The 17,114-nt window shown below is 62.3% G+C and carries 17 protein-coding genes, 2 tRNA genes and 1 riboswitch; of the genes, 2 read left to right on the forward strand and 17 right to left on the reverse strand.

The genetic code is table 11. The features are described from left to right. Window positions 1–4: 4 nt before the first annotated feature. The 12 genes from nuoF to ACFPWW_RS27245 all read right to left on the reverse strand — a co-directional run bounded on the left by nuoF (window position 5) and on the right by ACFPWW_RS27245 (window position 7,206). A complete protein-coding gene (gene nuoF / locus ACFPWW_RS27190) occupies window positions 5–1,309 on the reverse strand; it encodes an NADH-quinone oxidoreductase subunit NuoF (RefSeq protein ID WP_112566284.1) in 1,305 nt (434 codons plus the stop codon). Between the two features lie 12 nt (window positions 1,310–1,321). Then, entirely contained in the window at window positions 1,322–2,467 is a 1,146-nt protein-coding gene (locus tag ACFPWW_RS27195) for an NADH-quinone oxidoreductase subunit E (protein ID WP_377314209.1), read from the reverse strand. 16 nt (window positions 2,468–2,483) lie between these two features. Further along, window positions 2,484–2,756, reverse strand: a complete 273-nt coding sequence (locus tag ACFPWW_RS27200) for a hypothetical protein (RefSeq protein ID WP_377314211.1) — start codon at window positions 2,754–2,756, stop codon at window positions 2,484–2,486. Then, complete coding sequence (locus ACFPWW_RS27205; protein ID WP_112566278.1) at window positions 2,756–3,946, reverse strand: NADH-quinone oxidoreductase subunit D; 1,191 nt, start codon at window positions 3,944–3,946, stop codon at window positions 2,756–2,758. Before ACFPWW_RS27205 ends, ACFPWW_RS27200 begins: the two co-directional genes overlap by 1 nt. Before the next feature lie 79 nt (window positions 3,947–4,025). Beyond that, on the reverse strand, window positions 4,026–4,391 hold the full coding sequence (locus ACFPWW_RS27210) for a four helix bundle protein (RefSeq protein ID WP_377314213.1): 366 nt from the start codon (window positions 4,389–4,391) through the stop codon (window positions 4,026–4,028). A gap of 41 nt (window positions 4,392–4,432) precedes the next feature. Then, window positions 4,433–5,035 (reverse strand): NADH-quinone oxidoreductase subunit C, encoded by a 603-nt coding sequence (locus tag ACFPWW_RS27215; RefSeq protein WP_112566276.1) that lies wholly within the window; start codon window positions 5,033–5,035, stop codon window positions 4,433–4,435. A gap of 18 nt (window positions 5,036–5,053) precedes the next feature. Continuing rightward, on the reverse strand, window positions 5,054–5,638 hold the full coding sequence (locus ACFPWW_RS27220; RefSeq protein ID WP_112566273.1) for a NuoB/complex I 20 kDa subunit family protein: 585 nt from the start codon (window positions 5,636–5,638) through the stop codon (window positions 5,054–5,056). After that, window positions 5,629–5,994 carry an NADH-quinone oxidoreductase subunit A gene (locus tag ACFPWW_RS27225; protein WP_097611397.1) on the reverse strand — a complete coding sequence of 122 codons (366 nt, stop codon included), beginning with the start codon at window positions 5,992–5,994 and terminating at the stop codon, window positions 5,629–5,631. Before ACFPWW_RS27225 ends, ACFPWW_RS27220 begins: the two co-directional genes overlap by 10 nt. 248 nt (window positions 5,995–6,242) lie before the next feature. Then, window positions 6,243–6,319 (reverse strand) — tRNA-Asp (locus tag ACFPWW_RS27230). A gap of 73 nt (window positions 6,320–6,392) precedes the next feature. Then, window positions 6,393–6,469: transfer RNA gene (locus ACFPWW_RS27235), tRNA-Asp, on the reverse strand. A gap of 90 nt (window positions 6,470–6,559) precedes the next feature. Beyond that, entirely contained in the window at window positions 6,560–6,778 is a 219-nt protein-coding gene (locus ACFPWW_RS27240) for a hypothetical protein (RefSeq protein ID WP_162718932.1), read from the reverse strand. A gap of 26 nt (window positions 6,779–6,804) precedes the next feature. After that, complete coding sequence (locus ACFPWW_RS27245) at window positions 6,805–7,206, reverse strand: cupin domain-containing protein (protein ID WP_377314215.1); 402 nt, start codon at window positions 7,204–7,206, stop codon at window positions 6,805–6,807. Between the two features lie 150 nt (window positions 7,207–7,356). On the opposite strand from ACFPWW_RS27245, the gene ACFPWW_RS27250 reads away from it, so the two are divergent. Then, window positions 7,357–8,343 (forward strand): aldo/keto reductase, encoded by a 987-nt coding sequence (locus ACFPWW_RS27250; protein ID WP_377314217.1) that lies wholly within the window; start codon window positions 7,357–7,359, stop codon window positions 8,341–8,343. A 55-nt stretch (window positions 8,344–8,398) separates the two neighbouring features. On the opposite strand, the gene ACFPWW_RS27255 is transcribed toward ACFPWW_RS27250, so the two are convergent. Continuing rightward, window positions 8,399–9,388 (reverse strand): zinc-dependent alcohol dehydrogenase family protein, encoded by a 990-nt coding sequence (locus ACFPWW_RS27255; RefSeq protein ID WP_377314219.1) that lies wholly within the window; start codon window positions 9,386–9,388, stop codon window positions 8,399–8,401. Window positions 9,389–9,492: 104 nt separating this feature from the next. On the opposite strand from ACFPWW_RS27255, the gene ACFPWW_RS27260 reads away from it, so the two are divergent. Then, window positions 9,493–10,392 (forward strand): LysR family transcriptional regulator, encoded by a 900-nt coding sequence (locus tag ACFPWW_RS27260; protein WP_112702945.1) that lies wholly within the window; start codon window positions 9,493–9,495, stop codon window positions 10,390–10,392. A gap of 57 nt (window positions 10,393–10,449) precedes the next feature. On the opposite strand, the gene ACFPWW_RS27265 is transcribed toward ACFPWW_RS27260, so the two are convergent. From ACFPWW_RS27265 to lon, 4 genes are all read right to left on the reverse strand, one after another. After that, window positions 10,450–12,651 (reverse strand): esterase-like activity of phytase family protein, encoded by a 2,202-nt coding sequence (locus ACFPWW_RS27265; RefSeq protein ID WP_377314221.1) that lies wholly within the window; start codon window positions 12,649–12,651, stop codon window positions 10,450–10,452. A 97-nt stretch (window positions 12,652–12,748) separates the two neighbouring features. Continuing rightward, window positions 12,749–13,648 carry a DMT family transporter gene (locus tag ACFPWW_RS27270; RefSeq protein WP_377314223.1) on the reverse strand — a complete coding sequence of 300 codons (900 nt, stop codon included), beginning with the start codon at window positions 13,646–13,648 and terminating at the stop codon, window positions 12,749–12,751. A gap of 90 nt (window positions 13,649–13,738) precedes the next feature. Next, a riboswitch (FMN riboswitch) is annotated at window positions 13,739–13,891 on the reverse strand. Window positions 13,892–14,011: 120 nt separating this feature from the next. Further along, window positions 14,012–14,287, reverse strand: a complete 276-nt coding sequence (locus ACFPWW_RS27275; protein WP_018114459.1) for an HU family DNA-binding protein — start codon at window positions 14,285–14,287, stop codon at window positions 14,012–14,014. 208 nt (window positions 14,288–14,495) lie between these two features. Further along, the gene (gene lon / locus ACFPWW_RS27280) at window positions 14,496–16,913 is read right to left on the reverse strand and encodes an endopeptidase La (RefSeq protein WP_112566253.1); all 2,418 of its coding nucleotides are present in this window, start codon (window positions 16,911–16,913) and stop codon (window positions 14,496–14,498) included. Window positions 16,914–17,114 lie beyond the last annotated feature (201 nt).

Below are 17,114 nucleotides of genomic sequence, written 5' to 3' on the forward strand. Positions count from 1 at the left end.
GCGTTTACTCGGCCGCCTCCAGAACCGCACCGTGATCGAGGGCATTGGCCGTGTACTGGTCGATGCGGGCTTCGATTTCCGGGCGGAAGTTACGGATCAGGCCCTGGACCGGCCATGCGGCGGCGTCGCCGAGCGCACAGATGGTGTGGCCTTCGATCTGCTTGGTGACCTGGAACAGCATGTCGATTTCGCGCTTCTGGGCGTTGCCGCGCGCCATGCGCTCCATCACGCGCCACATCCAGCCCGTGCCTTCGCGGCAGGGCGTGCACTGGCCGCAGCTCTCATGCTTGAAGAAGGCCGAGATACGGGCGATCGCCTTGATGACGTCGGTGGACTTGTCCATGACGATCGAGGCGGCCGTGCCGAAGGAGGAGCCGACAGCGCGCAGGCCGTCGAAATCCATCGGGCAGTCCATGATGTCCTTGGCCGGCACGATCGGGCAGGATGCACCGCCGGGGATGACGGCAAGCAGGTTGTCCCAGCCGCCACGAATGCCGCCGGCATGCTTGTCCACCAGTTCGCGGAAGGTGATGCCCATCGTTTCCTCGACCGTGCAGGGACGGTTGACGTGGCCCGAGAGCATGAACAGCTTGGTGCCGACATTGTTCGGACGGCCGAAGGAGGAGAACCAGCCGGCGCCACGGCGCAGGATGGTCGGGGCAACGGCGATCGATTCGACGTTGTTGACCGTCGTCGGGCAGCCGTAGAGACCCATATTGGCCGGGAACGGCGGCTTCAGGCGCGGCTGACCCTTCTTGCCTTCAAGGCTTTCGAGCAGCGCGGTCTCTTCGCCGCAGATATAGGCGCCGGCGCCGTGATGGACGAAAATGTCCATATCCCAGCCGAGCTTGTTGTTCTTGCCGAGAAGGCCGGCATCGTAGCACTCGTCGATTGCCGCCTGCAGGGCTTCGCGCTCGCGGATATATTCGCCGCGCACATAGATATAGGCGGTGTTGGCGCCCATGGCGAAGCTTGCCACCACGCAGCCTTCGATCAGCGTATGCGGATCGTTGCGCATGATGTCGCGGTCCTTGCAGGTACCGGGCTCCGATTCGTCGGCATTGACGACGAGATAGTGCGGACGGCCATCGTTCTGCTTCGGCATGAAGGACCATTTGAGGCCGGTCGGGAAGCCTGCGCCGCCACGGCCGCGAAGGCCGGACGCCTTCATTTCTTCGATGATCCAGTCGCGGCCCTTTTCGAGGATCTGCTTGGTGCCGTCCCAATGGCCGCGGCTCATCGCGCCCTTCAGGGACTTGTCCTTGAGGCCGTAGATATTGGTAAAGATGCGGTCTTTATCTTGCAGCATGTCTCACACCTCTTACCGCGGCTTCTTGCCGAAGACCTTGATATATTCCGCTTCGCCGCCCTTGGCGAGCGCCTTGGCCTGCTTGACCCAGTCGTCGCGCTCGATGCGGCCGCGGAAATTCAGGAACCCGTCGACCCATTCGCGTTCGGCCTTCTTCCAGGCCGCGATCTGCGCGAAGGTGAAGATGCCGATTTCATGCAACGTCGCTTCGATCTTCGGGCCGACGCCCGAGATCATCTTGAGATCGTCCGGAGCGGCGGGCCTTTCGATGCCGGCCGGGCGGTTCTTGTCGTTCAGCGACGGTTTTGGCGCGGCTTCCGCGGCAGGCTTTGCCACGGGTTCGGAAGCAGCCGTGCCGGACAGCGGCTGAGCTTCGGCAGCCTTGGCGTTCCTGGCCGATGCCTTGGGCGCCGTTACAGGCGTCTTCAGCGACGCGTTGGTTTCGGCATCGGTGCTCTTCGGGCGGGCGGCCTCGGAGGGCGGAACCGGCGCGGCGTCGGCCGGCTTGGCGGCCGGGGCTTCGGCAACGCGGGTGCGGGTGACGGCAATATCGTCCAGCAGCGTCGTCGGACCACCTTCGGGCGAGGAGAGGTGACGGTCGATCTGCGGACCGACCTTGACACTCGCGCCGTTGCCGGCGGCAAAAACATCGATGATCTCTTCCAGGCGCTCCGGCGTCAGGTCCTCGTAGGTGTCCTTGCCGATCATCACCATCGGAGCGTTGACGCAGGCCCCGAGACACTCGACCTCTTCCCAGGAGAGCGTGCCTTCGGCATTGCGCTCGAACGGGTGGTGGTGGATCTTGCTGCGGCAGACGTCCATCAGCTTTTCCGAGCCGCGCAGCATGCAGGGCGTCGTGCCGCAGACCTGCACGTGAGCGCGGGTGCCGACCGGATGCAGCTGGAACTGGGTGTAGAACGTCGCCACTTCGAGAACGCGGATATAGGCCATGTCCAGCATGTCGGCGATCTTTTCGATCGCCGCTCGCGTGACCCAACCGTCCTGTTCCTGCGCGCGCATCAGCAGCGGAATGACCGCGGATTGCTGACGGCCTGCGGGATATTTCTGGATCGTCTTTTCCGCCCAGGCCGCGTTTTCATCGCTGAAAGCGAATGCGGCCGGCTGGAATTGATCTTCGGCTAATCGACGAACGGACATTCTTCCTCACGCCTTGTCAGTTTAGCGTTCCACACCGCGAAGCAGTCAAAGACTGCATTTCACAGGCATAGGCCGACTGGTCTTTTTGCATAAATACCACAAACTTGCCGCCGTTCGGCACGGCGGCCTTGATCTCGTAGCCCTTGGACAAAAGCTCGCCCATGGACGATTGCTCCGCCGGCTGCTGCGCCTCCTCGTGGCCCAGCGGCGTGCCGAGCTTGCCGGCTTCCTGCGCAAGAGCGGCAGAGGCCGAGAGAAGAAGTGCAGCTGCGAGCGGCAGAGCCTGCATTACCGGTCCACCTCGCCGAAGACGATGTCGAGCGAACCGAGAACGGCCGCGACGTCGGCAAGCTGGTGGCCACGGCACATGAAGTCCATCGCCTGCAGGTGCGCATAACCCGGAGCACGGATCTTGCAGCGGTACGGCTTGTTGGTGCCGTCGGAGACGAGGTAGACGCCGAACTCGCCCTTCGGCGCCTCGACGGCTGCGTAAACCTCGCCGGCCGGAACGTGATAACCTTCGGTATAGAGCTTGAAGTGGTGGATGAGCGCTTCCATCGACCGCTTCATCTCGCCGCGCTTCGGCGGAACGACCTTGCCGTCGATCGACGAGAAGGGACCGGTCCTGGCGTCGCCGAGCAGGCGGTTCACGCACTGCTTCATGATCTTGCAGGATTCGCGCATCTCGATCATGCGGATCAGGTAACGGTCGTAACAGTCGCCGTTCTTGCCGATCGGGATATCGAATTCGAGATCCGAATAACATTCGTAGGGCTGCGCGCGGCGCAGGTCCCAGGCAGCACCCGAACCGCGCACCATGACGCCCGAGAAGCCCCAGGCCCAGCAATCTTCCAGCGAGACGACGCCGATATCGACGTTACGCTGCTTGAAGATGCGGTTGCCGGTCAGAAGGTCGTCGATATCGTCGAGCTTGGACGGGAATTCGTCGCACCACTTGCCGATATCCTGCACCAGCTGTTCCGGCAGATCCTGATGAACGCCGCCCGGACGGAAATAGGCGGCATGCATGCGCGCGCCGCAGGCACGCTCGTAGAACACCATCAGCTTCTCGCGCTCCTCGAAGCCCCAGAGCGGCGGCGTCAGCGCGCCGACGTCCATGGCCTGCGTGGTGACGTTCAGCAGGTGCGACAGGATACGGCCGATTTCCGAGTAGAGAACGCGGATCAGCTGGCCGCGAATCGGGATCTCGATGCCGAGCAGCTTTTCGACCGCCAGCGCATAGGCATGTTCCTGGTTCATCGGCGCGACGTAGTCGAGGCGATCGAAATAGGGAACGGCCTGAAGATAGGTCTTGGTCTCGATCAGCTTTTCGGTACCGCGGTGCAGCAGGCCGATATGCGGATCGACGCGCTCCACGATTTCGCCGTCAAGCTCCAGCACAAGACGCAGAACGCCGTGCGCTGCCGGATGCTGCGGCCCGAAATTGATGTTGAAGTTACGGACGTTATGTTCGGTCATGCTGCGTGCTCCATGCCAAACGCGCTGCCAATCAAGCCAATAGCGAATGGCGAATAGCGAATAGTTTCGTTCAGTCTCATCACTTCTCCTGGAGACTCCGTATTAGCGCCCGAATCATTCGTCCGATTTCGTCGCACCTTCCGGTCATCTGCCTGAACTCGCCCTCATCGATCAAACCAATACGATGAGAAATGAGCATATGCGTTTCCAATTCCTTCAGCGAACCCTGGGAGATACGCAAAAACTGAATGAAACTTCCCGTGACTTCACGACCGTGCCCTTCAGCAATGTTGGCGGCAATCGAAGTCGCCGCCCTGCGTATCTGGGCCGTCAGACCATAGACCTCCTCCTTCGGAAATCTTTGAGTCAACTGATAACACTCTACCGCAAGGTCGATTGCCACCTGCCAGACCCTAAGATCCTTGTAGGAGTTTATCGTCTGCACGCCCCTTCCAACTATTCGCTATTCGCTACTCACTATTCGCGTTACTGCTTCGCCTTTTCATCCCCCGGCAGCACGTATTCCGTGCCTTCCCAGGGGGACAAGAAATCGAAATTGCGGAATTCCTGCTTCAGTTCCACCGGCTCGTAAACGACGCGCTTTGCCGCATCGTCGTAGCGGACTTCGACGAAACCGGTCGTCGGGAAGTCCTTGCGCAGCGGGTGGCCTTCGAAACCGTAGTCGGTCAGGATGCGGCGCAGGTCCGGATGGCCGGTGAAGAGGACGCCGTACATGTCCCAGGTTTCGCGCTCGAACCAGTCGGCGCCCGGATAGACGGCGCAGGCGGAGGGAACCGGCGTATCCTCGTCGGTCGCCACCTTGACGCGGATGCGCAGGTTCTGTTTCGGAGACAGAAGATGGTAGACGACATCGAAGCGCAGTTCGCGCTGCGGCCAGTCGACCCCGCAAATATCCGTCAGGTTGACGAAGCCGCACTTGGCGTCGTCACGCAGGAAGGTCAGCAGCGGGATCAGGTTTTCGCCGGTCGTCGTCAGCGTCAGCTCGCCGTATTTCAGCTGCGAGGCGGCAATCAGGTTGCCGCGCGCTTGCGAAAGATACGACGAAAGCTCAGTGAGGGCTTCGCTCATAATGTCCTGTCCTTGCCCTTAGCGTTCGATCGTGCCGGTGCGGCGGATCTTCTTCTGCAGCAGAAGCACGCCGTAAAGCAGCGCCTCTGCCGTGGGGGGACAGCCCGGCACGTAGATGTCGATCGGCACGACGCGGTCGCAGCCGCGAACCACCGAATAGGAATAGTGGTAATAGCCGCCGCCATTGGCGCAGGAGCCCATGGAGATGACGTAACGCGGCTCCGGCATCTGGTCGTAGACCTTACGCAGCGCAGGCGCCATCTTATTGGTCAGCGTACCGGCAACGATCATGACGTCCGACTGGCGCGGCGAGGCGCGCGGGGCAAAACCGAAGCGCTCAACGTCGTAACGCGGCATGGAGAGCTGCATCATCTCGACGGCGCAGCAGGCAAGACCGAAGGTCATCCACATCAGCGAGCCGGTACGAGCCCAGTTGATCAGCTCGTCGGTCGAGGTGACGAGAAAACCCTTGTCGGCGAGCTCATTGTTGATCTCGCCGAAGAACGCGTCGTTGCTGCCGATCGGCTTGCCGGTCGAGGGATCGATGATTCCCTTCGGCTGCGGTGCCACGAGCGTCTGATTGCCAGCGGGGACTACTCCCATTCCAGGGCTCCCTTCTTCCATTCATAGATAAAGCCGATGGTCAGCACGAAGAGGAAGACCATCATGGACCAGAAGCCGAACCAGCCGATCGCGCCGAAGGAAACGGCCCAGGGGAAAAGGAAGGCAACTTCAAGGTCGAAGATGATGAAGAGAATCGACACGAGGTAGAAGCGGATATCGAACTTCATGCGGGCGTCGTCGAATGCGTTGAAGCCGCATTCGTAGGCCGAGAGCTTTTCCGAATCGGGCGCCTTGAAGGCGACGGCAAACGGCGCAATGAGAAGCGCCAGGCCGATTACGAGCGCGATGCCGATGAAAATAGCGATCGGAATATAGGAACTGAGCAGTTCGGTCATCATGTTCATCCCTGCTTGCCGGCGGCGCCGGGCGGCGCAACTGGGCAAATGCCCGGCAAGCGAACGTGCGTTGCAACAAGCCGTGGTTAGCGCAGCCGGAGCCCCGGCGCAAGACTTTTACAGAAGCTATTCGAACAGTGCCGGACGGACATTATCAAGCAGATGCAACGATGTCGCGACAAATCCGCAAATGTCGTGGAAGGCCGCATGGCTGACCCTCGGAAACTGCATGGCTTTTCGGAGATGAATGGCGCGAGTGACGGGGCTCGAACCCGCGACCTCCGGCGTGACAGGCCGGCACTCTAACCGACTGAGCTACACCCGCGCATTGGACCTTTCGGACCATGAGGATAACACGAAACCGGACCGACAGCGACGATTTGCCGCCTGCCTTGAAATGGCGCGAGTGACGGGGCTCGAACCCGCGACCTCCGGCGTGACAGGCCGGCACTCTAACCGACTGAGCTACACCCGCATTCTTTCAAGCAATCCGGTGCCTGGGCACCCTCTCCGAACGGGCTGGCCGTTTGGATGAGCGGCTAACTAAGGGGTTCGCCATTTAGTGTCAAGCAGGTTTGGAGACAAAACCATGACAGTCCGGAAATTGTTTCGGAAAGCCTTTGCCGATCTCCCGCCAATCCGGCAATTCCGCCTTGGCAACGCCGTGTCGCGAGGGCCCGTCCGGGCGCGCCGCTTTTCCACAGGCCTTTGGCCCTTGCGCTTGCGCGGCCATGCCGCCGCACCGGCCGGCGACGATCCGCAGGCAAGCGCGAATCGCCTCCATGCGCCGCTTGTCGGCTCGCGTCCGGCTCAGGCCCTGCCGGCATATTGTTCGTCGCTGACGTGCTCCAGCCAGTCTGCGGCGCTGCCGTTCAGGGCTTCATGGATGGCGATGTGGCTCATCGCCGTCTGCGGGCTTGCGCCATGCCAATGTTTCTCGCCCGGCGCGAACCAGACGACATCGCCGGGGCGGACTTCCCTGATTTCTCCGCCCCAGGTCTGAACGAGCCCCCTGCCGGCGGTCACGATCAATGTCTGGCCCAGGGGATGGGTATGCCAGGCGGTGCGCGCGCCCGGTTCGAAGGTCACGTGCGCGGCCCGCACGCGGGCCGGCTCAGGCGCTTCGACGAGCGGATCCAGCCGGACCGAACCGGTGAAATAATCGGCCTGGGCCTTCGTCGAGGGGCGCGAGCCTGCAGTCTTGATATCCATGGTCTTTCCTGTTCTTGCGTCGTCTGCCGTTGAAGCCGTCGCGCACAAGGATATTTGATCGCAGCAGGCGATCCAAGCGGCATCGGCGATTGCCGCCCTCCCCGGCGCCTGCTACTGCGAGGGCCTTTCATCACGAACGGAGGATTTTTCATGAAACATCATGCTTTCGGCCGCCTGCCCTTTACCGTCACCGATGTCGGCTTCGGCGCCTGGCAGATCGGCGGCTCCTGGGGCGACGTCAGCGAAGCGGACGGCCGCGCAGCGCTGAATGCCGCGCTCGACGCCGGCATGACCTTCATCGATACCGCCGACGTTTACGGCGACGGGCGCTCCGAAAAGATCATTGCCGACGTGCTGAAGGCGCGGGGCGGCGAACGCCCGATGGTTGCGACCAAGGCCGGCCGCCGTCTCAACCCGCATGTCGCCGAGGGCTACAACAAGGCCAATCTCGAAGGCTTCATCGACCGCAGCCTCAAGAACCTGCAGGTGGACAGTCTCGATCTCGTGCAGCTGCACTGCCCGCCGACGGAGGTGCTCTACCGCCCGGAGGTCTTCGCGGCTCTGGACGAGCTGCAGAAGGCAGGCAAGATCAAGGGCTACGGGGTCAGCGTCGAGAAGGTCGAGGAAGCCTTGAAGGCAATCGAATATCCCGGCGTCGTCAGCATCCAGATCATCTACAACATCTTCCGCCAGCGTCCCGACCACCTGTTCTTCGGCGAAGCCCGCCGCAAGAACGTGGCGGTCATCGCGCGGGTGCCGCTCGCAAGCGGCCTCCTGTCCGGCAAGATCACCCGCGACACCCAGTTCGCGAACGATGACCACCGCAACTTCAACCGTCACGGCGAAGCCTTCGATGTCGGCGAGACCTTCGCGGGCGTGCCTTTCGAGGTCGGCCTGCAGGCGGTCGAGGACGTGCGCAAGCTCGTCCCCGCCGGTGCCGGCATGGCGGCCTTCGCGCTGCGCTGGATCCTGATGGCGGAGGCCGTCACCGTCGTCATTCCCGGCGCACGCAATGCCCAACAGGCGAGCGCGAATGCGGCCGCCGCCGATCTTGCGCCGCTTTCGGCCGACGTCATGGCGGCGACGCGCGAAATCTACGAGCGCCTGATCGCGCCGCATGTGCATCAGCGCTGGTAGGCGCCGGCAGATCGTCCGGCCCGGACAGCACTTTCCGTCCGGGCCGGAGACCATGTCAGACCGTCACGACGATCTTGCCGAACTGCTCGTTCGATTCCAGAAAGCGGTGCGCCTCGACCATCTGCTCGAAAGGAAAGGTCCTGGCGATGACGGGCCTGAGCGCGGCGGATGCGAGGCCATCGAGAATGAAAGCCTTTGCCGCCGCCAGCCGCACGGGATCGCGCACGATCTCATGAACCAGATAGCCGCGTAAGGTCAGGCATTTGCCGAGCACGGCGGCAAGCGGAAACGGCGTCGACTGCGGGCTCAGGCCACCATATTCGATGAGAATGCCACCCGGCGACATCGCCGCCGTCAGCGGTTCGAAGATCGAACCGGCGACGGCATCGAAGACGACACGCAGGCCATCCGGGCCGGCGATTTCCTTGAGCCGCTTTTCCACGTCCTCCTCCTGCGAGGCGATGACGTCGGCAGCACCGGCTTCACGCAACGGCTGGCGTTTCGAGGAGGTCCTGGTGATCGCGACCGGCGTCGCGCCGACCGTGTTGGCGATCTGGATGGCGGCGAGCCCGACGCTGCTGGAGGCCGCGGTGACGGCGACAAAATCGCCCTTGCCCAACCGGGCAATATCGACGAGCGCGCCGTAGGCGGTCAGGTACGGCATCCAGACGGCGGCGGCCGCCTCCCAGGAGAGCGCCGGCGGATGCCTGACGACGAATTCGGCGGGAAAATTGATAAGCTCGCCATAAGCCGGCCAGCGGACCATGGAGATCGGCGGGACGATGCTGACAGCATCGCCGGGCGCAAAACCATCCACCCCCTCGCCTGCCGCATCGACCAGACCGGCCGCCTCGAGACCGAGACCCGAAGGCAGCGGCGCCGTCTCGATATAGGCGCCGGAGCGCAACAGCGCTTCGGCGCGGTTGATGCCGAGCGCCTTGACGCGGATCCGAACCTCCCCCGGTGCCGGTGCCGGAATATCCAGGTCCTCGATGCGAAGAACCTCGGGACCGCCGATTTCGTGAAAGCGGATTACGCGTGCCATTTGCCAACGACTCCAAAACAATTGAACCGAATGAGCTATGACAGACGGATTATTGAAGATAAATTGGCAGGAAAGCATGACAGAAGAAACTGTGAGTTTTGAATATGGATCGTCTGACCAGCATGGCCGTCTTCGTGAAGGCCGTCGATCTCGGTTCGTTTGCGGCCGCGGCTGCCGCGCTCGGCCTGTCCGGGCCGATGGTCGGCAAGCACATCCGTTTTCTGGAGGAGCGGCTGGGCGTCGGCCTCATCAACCGGACGACACGCCGGCAGAGCCTGACGGATTTCGGGCGCGCCTATTACGAGCGCTGCCGGCTGATCCTTGCCGAAGCGGAGGCCGCGGATGCGCTGGCGGTCGACCATCTCTCAGAGCCATGCGGAAAGCTGCGCGTCACCATGCCCGTGCATTTCGGCCGTCATTGCGTGCTTCCGGTTCTGACCGAACTTGCAAAGCGATATCCGAAGCTCGATCTCGACCTGTCGCTCGGCGATCCCATCACCGATCTTGCCGAGGGCGGATATGACCTTGCCATCCGCACGGGCGAACTGGAGGACAGGTCGGATCTCATCGCGCGTCGGCTCGCGCGCCAGCGCATGGTGGTTTGCGCCTCGCCGAACTATCTCGACATGCATGGCAGGCCGGATCGGATCGAGGATATCGGCAGGCACAAGGCGATCATCTATGCGCGCTCGGCCCGCTTCCGCCCCTGGCTCTTTCCGTGCGGCGATGCGCCGCCGCTGGAAGTGCGGCCGAACAGCCGGCTGCGGCTCGACGATCTCGATGCGATTGCCGATGCGGCAGCGGCCGATATGGGACTTGCCTGGCTGCCCTATTGGCTGATCCGCGACCGTGTGCAGGCAGGGACGCTGGAAGTGCTGCTGCCGGAACAGCCGGAATTTCTCTATGACTGCCATGCGCTATGGCTGCAGACCCCGCATTTGCCGCTCAAGGTCCGCCTTGCGGTCGATGCGCTCGCGGCCGCTCTACCCGGCTTCATGACCTAGCGCCAAAGAAAAAGGCCGAGCGTCCGCCCGGCCTTTCCGTTCCTTGCAAAGGCGGTCTCAGTTCGTGGCGGTCAGGTTGACCGGGAAGAACAGGGTTTCGCCCGAAGAGTCGCTGACGCCGTCGTTGTCGGTCACGGCATAGGCCTTGCCCGAGGCGTCGAAGGCGAAGCCTTCCAGCTTGTCGAGAACGTAGCCGTTGGTGGCCGACTTCAGGTCGCCGATGAAATCATGGGCTTCCGTCTTCTTGACGACCGGCAGCTCGCCGCCGAGCTTGGCCGGCTTCAGGTCGGAGATTGCCACCTTGTAGAGCTTCTTCAGCCTGGCCGCATCGCCGACGAGGTTGTCACGCTCGATGATGTAGACGCTGTCGCCCTGAGCGGTGATTTCGGAGAGGCCGACCCAGCCGCTCTCGCTCTTGTCGAGCGGGTAGCGCACGCCGCCCCATTCCTTCCTCTTCAGATTATAGGAGAGGAGCTTCACGAAGCCCTTCTCGTCGTCGTTCCACTCGCGCTGCACGGCCATCCAGAGCGTCGTCTCGTCGCCGCTGCCGACGATCGTGACACCTTCGAAACCGTAGCGGATTTCGTTGGCGAGCAGTTCCTTCGGCAGGGCGATTTCGGTCTTGATGTCGCCCTTGGCGGTGACGTTGTAGAGCGCGTGCGGCACGAGGCGCTCGGTATAACCTTCCGAAGCCAGCCAGAAGGAACCGTCGGCGGCAACGGCAATGCCTTCGATGTCGAGCTTCTGGGCCGGGGCGCCGTCACGCTTGACGACGAGCGCGTCGGTGATGACGGCCGGCTTCTTCGTGGCGTCGATCGTGTAGATCGTCGGCTGCGAGCCCAGCACGCTGTCGCTGACGGCATAGAGCATGCCCGGCTTGCCCGGAACGGCGGCAAGGCCCGAGAGGGCTGCGAAGCCGATCGGATTGCCGTCCTTTTCGGCCGAAACGATCTGCGGATAGGCCTTCTCGCCTTCGCCGCGCTGATAGATCATGACATGCGAACGCGGGCCGCCGTCCTCGCCGAGATCGACTTCGTTGGCGGTGGCCAGCAGATTGCGCTGCGGAATGGCGATTGCGCCTTCCGGAGAAACGCCCGACGGCAGGATCTGCAGCAGTTCCGGATCGGCACCCGTATCCTTGTAGACGCCGACCACGGAGGCGCGCTCGGCGAGCAGGAAGAACAGGCTGTCATCGCCGAACTTGGCGGCTTCGAGACCTTCCGGCTCGACACCCTTCGACGAGGAGCGGCTTTCCGGATAGTGGCCGAGAGCGGCGACGGCGCGTTCGAAGGAGCCGCCGGATTCGAAGAGGACCTTGCCGGTCTTGTCGAAAATGGTGAAGCCGCGCGAACCGCCCTCGTAGTCGCCTTCGTTGGCGACAACGAGACGGTTGTCGTCCAGCCACTTGACGGCGTCGGGCTCGCGCAGGACGCCCTTCTTCTCGCCGGTGAACTTCAGGGCGCCGTCACGCTTGGTGTCGATGCCGGCAAGGTCGGTGCTGCCGGCGGTAAAGTGCGTCTTCACCGTGCCGGTGGCGCCGTCCAGGATGACGATCTCGTTGTTTTCCTGCAGCGTGAGCGCAATTTCGTTCTGGCTGTTGAAGGCAACGAATTCCGGTTCCGGATCTTCCGGGGCAACGCCTGCCAGGCCGGTCAGCGCGACATGCTTGATCGTGCCGCAATCGACGGTGCCGTCGGTCTTGACCTGGAAGACGACGAGGTCGCCTGCCGGCATCTGCGGAATCTTGCCGTCGTTGACCTCTTCGTCGCGCTCGTTTTCGATCGCGATGGTGCCGAGCGTCCGGTCCTTGTTGAGGGCGATCGAATCAGGCTGGCCGCCGAGATCGCAGGTCGCGTCGATCTTCTTCGTGGCGATATCGACGACGGCCAGACGGCCCGACGGCTTCTGCTTGCTTTCGCCGGTATTGACGGCGACCAGCGCCTTGCCGGCTGCCGTCGTGACCGAGGTCGGCTCGCCATCCATCATCAGCGCGCCGCCCGCCTTGGGGGCCTTGGCGTCGGTGATGTCGATGAAGCCGATCGCGCCGAGCGGGCTGTCGCTGTAGATCAGCGTGTTGCCGTCCTGCGAAGCGGTGATGATTTCGGCCGAGGTGGTCGAAAGCTTGTCCTTGTCGGCCGGCAGGTTGGTTGCGACCGGGAACGAGGCGATGCGGTTGAAAACAGGCTCGGCCGCTGCCGGGAAAGCAACGGATGCGAGAAGCACTGCAGCAAGCGCTGCCTTGCGCGAAAACGATGTCATTGAAAATCCCCCAATGTCGAAAAAATCGAACAGAGGGGTTTTGCGGGACTGCCATGACAGACACATGACAATCCCGCAACTTTTCGTAGGGTTCGCGTCAGGCCGTTTCCCTTTCGCGGCGCATCTCGGTGCGCATGATGAAGAGCGAGGCGGCAAGAATGAGCGCAGCAGCCAGCCACAGATAGCCGGCCGGCGCGTAACCGAAGAAAAGCCAGCCGGCGAGCACGTTCAAGGGCAGTTTCAGATCGTCGAAGGGCTGCACATAGGCAGCGTCGGCGCTGGCATAGGCGAGCGTCAGCAGATATTGGGCCACCACGGTCAGCAGGCCCGCCAGGAGGAAGAGCGCAAGTGTTCCGCCTGCCGGTATTGCAAAGCCCGCCGCAAGTGCAAGACCGCCATTGATCGGCGTCAGCAGCACCAGCAGCCAGACGGTGATCGTCTCCGGCTTCTCTATGCCGGTGAGGCTCTTGGTGATGAGCGAGGACGCGCCCCAGAGCAGGGCCGAGGCGACCGGCAGGAGCGCTGCCCAGGTGAAGCTGTCCGACCATGGCTGGAGGATGATCATCGCACCGACAAAGCCAATGCCGGTCGCCGCCCAGCGGGCCGGGCCGACACGCTCGCCGAGGAACAGGCGCGCGCCGAGAATGATGAAGAAGGGCGAGGTCATGACAAGCGCGATGGCCTGCCAGATCGGCACGGAGGCAAGGCCGGAGACCCAGGCCTCGACGCCGAGCGCGGCAAAGGCGACGCGCACGAGATGCCGCCAGGGATAGCGGGTGCGCATGGCCGAAAGGCCGGCCTTGCGCAGGAAGGGCAAGGAAAAGAGGAAAGCGAAAGCATATTGCCAGAAGGCGGCTGACGCGGCCGGAAAGGCGAGCGTCATCGTCAGCCATTGCGTGACGACGTTGAGGAGCGAGAAGGCTACGCCGCCCGCCACCATGAAAGCGGCGCCGGCAAAAGCGCGCGAATGCGACATTACGAGGGAATTCTGATTCATGTCTTCCATCCAGGACAGGGACCAAACATAAATCAGGACGCATGAGGCCACGGCACGCGGACGCGGCAGTCCCCTGCCCCGCGCGGCCATGCTCATTCTCTTTCATCCGGACTTTAACCGTCGGCTCCGGAATCGCACCGGATCTGCTGACCCTTCCGCGACCGAAGCTTCGGAAGGCGCTCGCGGGCTTGGGCCGAAACCCTTACCGCCGGTGGGGACTTTCACCCCGCCCTGAGAACATTGCCGTCGTAAGACAAAGTGCGGCGCGCGGCAAGCGGCGACAACAAAAAGGGGTCCGGCGCTGCCGAACCCCTCCAGATCCTGCGCGGCCGTTCTCGTTTACGGCCGGCGGACAATCTCGTATCAGCCGTTGACGGCGTCCTTCAGGCCCTTGCCGGGCGTGAACTTCGGCACGTTGCGGGCCGGAATGTCGACTTCGGCGCCGGTCGACGGGTTACGGCCCTTCGTGGCAGCGCGATGGGAAACCGTGAAGCTGCCGAAGCCAGCCAGGCGAACGTCGCCCTTGCTCTTCAGTTCAGCCTGTACAACGTCGAAAACTGCGTCGACGGCAGATGCTGCGTCAGACTTCGTCAGTCCAGCCTTTTCGGCTACTGCGGACACGAGTTCATTCTTGTTCATGTTTCCACCCCTTTCTAAATGGTATGAAACAACTCAATCTGTGAGCTAGGCGCAGAAATCGCTTTCATCAGGCCCGCCGGGAACCCAAAAACCCTGCAAATCAAGGAAAAGCAAGCGTCTACGTGAGGTTTTCACAAAAAAGGCCGGCGTTTGCGCCGGCCTTTCCACGCGTTTTGCAACATTTGGGCATAAATGAGGCGCCAACAGCTCAATGAGCTATGGTTGCGCCTGCTTCATCAAGCCCTTCGACCGTTGCGATGACAGGCGTATCAACCGTGCCATCCCATTCGATCGGCTCCGGACGACGGATCAGCGCATGCTTGATCACTTCGCCCATGCGGGAGACCGGAATGATCTCCATATTGTTCTTCACGTTGTCCGGAATCTCGGCCAGATCCTTGGCGTTCTCTTCCGGAATCAGCACCTTCTTGATGCCGCCGCGCAGCGCCGCGAGCAGCTTTTCCTTCAGGCCGCCGATCGGCAGGACGCGGCCGCGCAGGGTGATTTCACCCGTCATCGCCACATCCTTGCTGACCGGGATGCCGGTCATGATCGAGACGATCGCGGTTGCCATGGCGACGCCCGCTGAGGGACCATCCTTCGGCGTCGCGCCTTCCGGCAGATGCACGTGAATGTCGCTCTTGTCGAAGCGCGGCGGCTCGATGCCGAAATCGACGGCGCGCGAGCGGACGTAAGAGGCCGCCGCGGAAATCGATTCCTTCATCACTTCCTTCAGGTTGCCGGTGACGGTCATGCGGCCCTTGCCGGGCATCATGACGCCTTCGATCGTCAGCAGCTCGCCGCCGACTTCCGTCCAGGCGAGACCCGTGACCACGCCGACCTGATCCTCGCGCTCGGCTTCGCCGTGGCGGAAGCGCGGAACGCCCAGATAGTCGTGGATGTTCTCGGCCGTGACATGAACCGACTTCGTCTTGCCCTTGATGATCTCGGTGACCGCCTTGCGGGCAAGCTTCATCAGCTCGCGTTCGAAGCTGCGCACGCCGGCTTCACGGGTGTACTGCTGGATGACCGCCATCAGGGCGCCGTCGCTGACCGAGAATTCGCTCGGCTGCAGCGCATGTTCCTTGATGGCCTTCGGCAGCAGGTGCCGCTTGGCGATCTCGCGCTTTTCGTCTTCGGTGTAGCCGGCGATACGGATGATCTCCATGCGGTCCATCAGCGGAGCCGGGATGTTCAGCGTATTCGCCGTCGTGATGAACATCACGTCCGACAGGTCGTATTCGACTTCCAGGTAATGGTCCATGAAGGTCGAGTTCTGGGCCGGATCGAGCACCTCGAGCAGGGCCGAAGACGGATCGCCGCGATAGTCCTGGCCGAGCTTGTCGATTTCATCGAGCAGGAACAGCGGGTTGGACTTCTTCGCCTTCTTCATCGACTGGATGACCTTGCCGGGCATAGAGCCGATATAGGTGCGGCGATGACCGCGGATTTCAGCTTCGTCACGGACGCCGCCGAGAGCCATGCGGACATATTCACGGCCGGTCGCCTTTGCGATCGACTGGGCGAGAGAGGTCTTGCCGACGCCCGGAGGGCCGACGAGGCACAGGATCGGGCCTTTGATCTTGGTGGCGCGGGCCTGAACCGCCAGATACTCGACGATGCGTTCTTTGACCTTGTCGAGACCGAAGTGATCGGCTTCGAGGATCTTCTCGGCATTGTTGAGATCGGCCTTGATCTTCGACTTCTTGCCCCACGGAATGCCGAGCAGCCAGTCCAGATAGTTGCGCACGACGGTGGCTTCGGCCGACATCGGGCTCATCTGGCGCAGCTTCTTCAGTTCCGCGTCGGCCTTTTCACGGGCTTCCTTGGACAGCTTGGTCTTGGCGATGCGCTCTTCCAGTTCGCTCATCTCGTCGCGGCCTTCCTCGCCGTCGCCGAGCTCCTTCTGGATCGCCTTCATCTGCTCATTCAGATAGTATTCGCGCTGGGTCTTCTCCATCTGGCGCTTGACGCGCGAGCGGATGCGCTTTTCGACCTGCAGGACCGAGATCTCGCCTTCCATGAAGCCGAGCGCCTTTTCGAGGCGGGCCTTGACGCTGGTGGTTTCCAGCATCTCCTGCTTCTCGGTGATCTTGATCGACAGGTGCGAGGCGACCGTATCGGCGAGCTTGGAATAGTCGTCGATCTGGCTGGCCGCGCCGACGACCTCGGGCGAGATCTTCTTGTTGAGCTTCACGTAGCTTTCGAATTCCGACACGACGGAACGCGACAGCGCTTCCAGCTCGACCGGATCGTCATGCGGCTCTTCGAGCACATGGCCGAGGGCTTCGTAGAAATCTTCGCGGCTCGTATAGGTATCGATCTCGGCGCGGGCGCGGCCCTCCACCAGAACCTTGACGGTGCCGTCAGGCAGTTTCAGGAGCTGCAGCACGTTGGCGACCGTACCGACGCGGTGGATCGCGGACGGGTCCGGATCGTCGTCGCTGGCGTTGATCTGGGTAACGAGCATGATCTGCTTGTCGGAACCCATGACCTCTTCGAGCGCACGGATCGACTTTTCCCGCCCGACGAACAGCGGCACGATCATATGGGGGAAAACCACGATGTCGCGCAGGGGAAGAACAGGATAGGCGGTGCTGCTCGCTACAGACGTTTTCTTCGTCATTTTTATTCCTTTCCATCGTCCCGTTACCGGGCTCTTTGGCGCGGCCGCTTGGGACCGGCCGGCACTCTACTTGCTGTTACAAGTGGAGGTTCTGACTACGCTTTTCAAGCCACGTTAACGCCCGCGTTCCACGGATGTGACAGCTTTATTACAATGGAACGCCAACACAATGAAGCGCCAGACTGGAGCGACGCTTACCAT

The sequence above is a fragment of the Rhizobium sp. GCM10022189 genome (assembly GCF_042656325.1).
In the GTDB taxonomy this organism is placed as follows: Bacteria; Pseudomonadota; Alphaproteobacteria; order Rhizobiales; family Rhizobiaceae; genus Rhizobium.

Bases quoted from the DNA above. Each gene is read 5' to 3' on its own strand.
- nuoF (WP_112566284.1), bottom strand. From the start codon at position 1,309: ATGCTGCAAGATAAAGACCGCATCTTTACCAATATCTACGGCCTCAAG.
- ACFPWW_RS27195 (WP_377314209.1), bottom strand. From the start codon at position 2,467: ATGTCCGTTCGTCGATTAGCCGAAGATCAATTCCAGCCGGCCGCATTC.
- ACFPWW_RS27200 (WP_377314211.1), bottom strand. From the start codon at position 2,756: ATGCAGGCTCTGCCGCTCGCAGCTGCACTTCTTCTCTCGGCCTCTGCC.
- ACFPWW_RS27205 (WP_112566278.1), bottom strand. From the start codon at position 3,946: ATGACCGAACATAACGTCCGTAACTTCAACATCAATTTCGGGCCGCAG.
- ACFPWW_RS27215 (WP_112566276.1), bottom strand. From the start codon at position 5,035: ATGAGCGAAGCCCTCACTGAGCTTTCGTCGTATCTTTCGCAAGCGCGC.
- ACFPWW_RS27220 (WP_112566273.1), bottom strand. From the start codon at position 5,638: ATGGGAGTAGTCCCCGCTGGCAATCAGACGCTCGTGGCACCGCAGCCG.
- ACFPWW_RS27225 (WP_097611397.1), bottom strand. From the start codon at position 5,994: ATGACCGAACTGCTCAGTTCCTATATTCCGATCGCTATTTTCATCGGC.
- ACFPWW_RS27240 (WP_162718932.1), bottom strand. From the start codon at position 6,778: ATGGAGGCGATTCGCGCTTGCCTGCGGATCGTCGCCGGCCGGTGCGGC.
- ACFPWW_RS27245 (WP_377314215.1), bottom strand. From the start codon at position 7,206: ATGGATATCAAGACTGCAGGCTCGCGCCCCTCGACGAAGGCCCAGGCC.
- ACFPWW_RS27250 (WP_377314217.1), top strand. From the start codon at position 7,357: ATGAAACATCATGCTTTCGGCCGCCTGCCCTTTACCGTCACCGATGTC.
- ACFPWW_RS27255 (WP_377314219.1), bottom strand. From the start codon at position 9,388: ATGGCACGCGTAATCCGCTTTCACGAAATCGGCGGTCCCGAGGTTCTT.
- ACFPWW_RS27260 (WP_112702945.1), top strand. From the start codon at position 9,493: ATGGATCGTCTGACCAGCATGGCCGTCTTCGTGAAGGCCGTCGATCTC.
- ACFPWW_RS27265 (WP_377314221.1), bottom strand. From the start codon at position 12,651: ATGACATCGTTTTCGCGCAAGGCAGCGCTTGCTGCAGTGCTTCTCGCA.
- ACFPWW_RS27270 (WP_377314223.1), bottom strand. From the start codon at position 13,648: ATGAATCAGAATTCCCTCGTAATGTCGCATTCGCGCGCTTTTGCCGGC.
- ACFPWW_RS27275 (WP_018114459.1), bottom strand. From the start codon at position 14,287: ATGAACAAGAATGAACTCGTGTCCGCAGTAGCCGAAAAGGCTGGACTG.
- lon (WP_112566253.1), bottom strand. From the start codon at position 16,913: ATGACGAAGAAAACGTCTGTAGCGAGCAGCACCGCCTATCCTGTTCTT.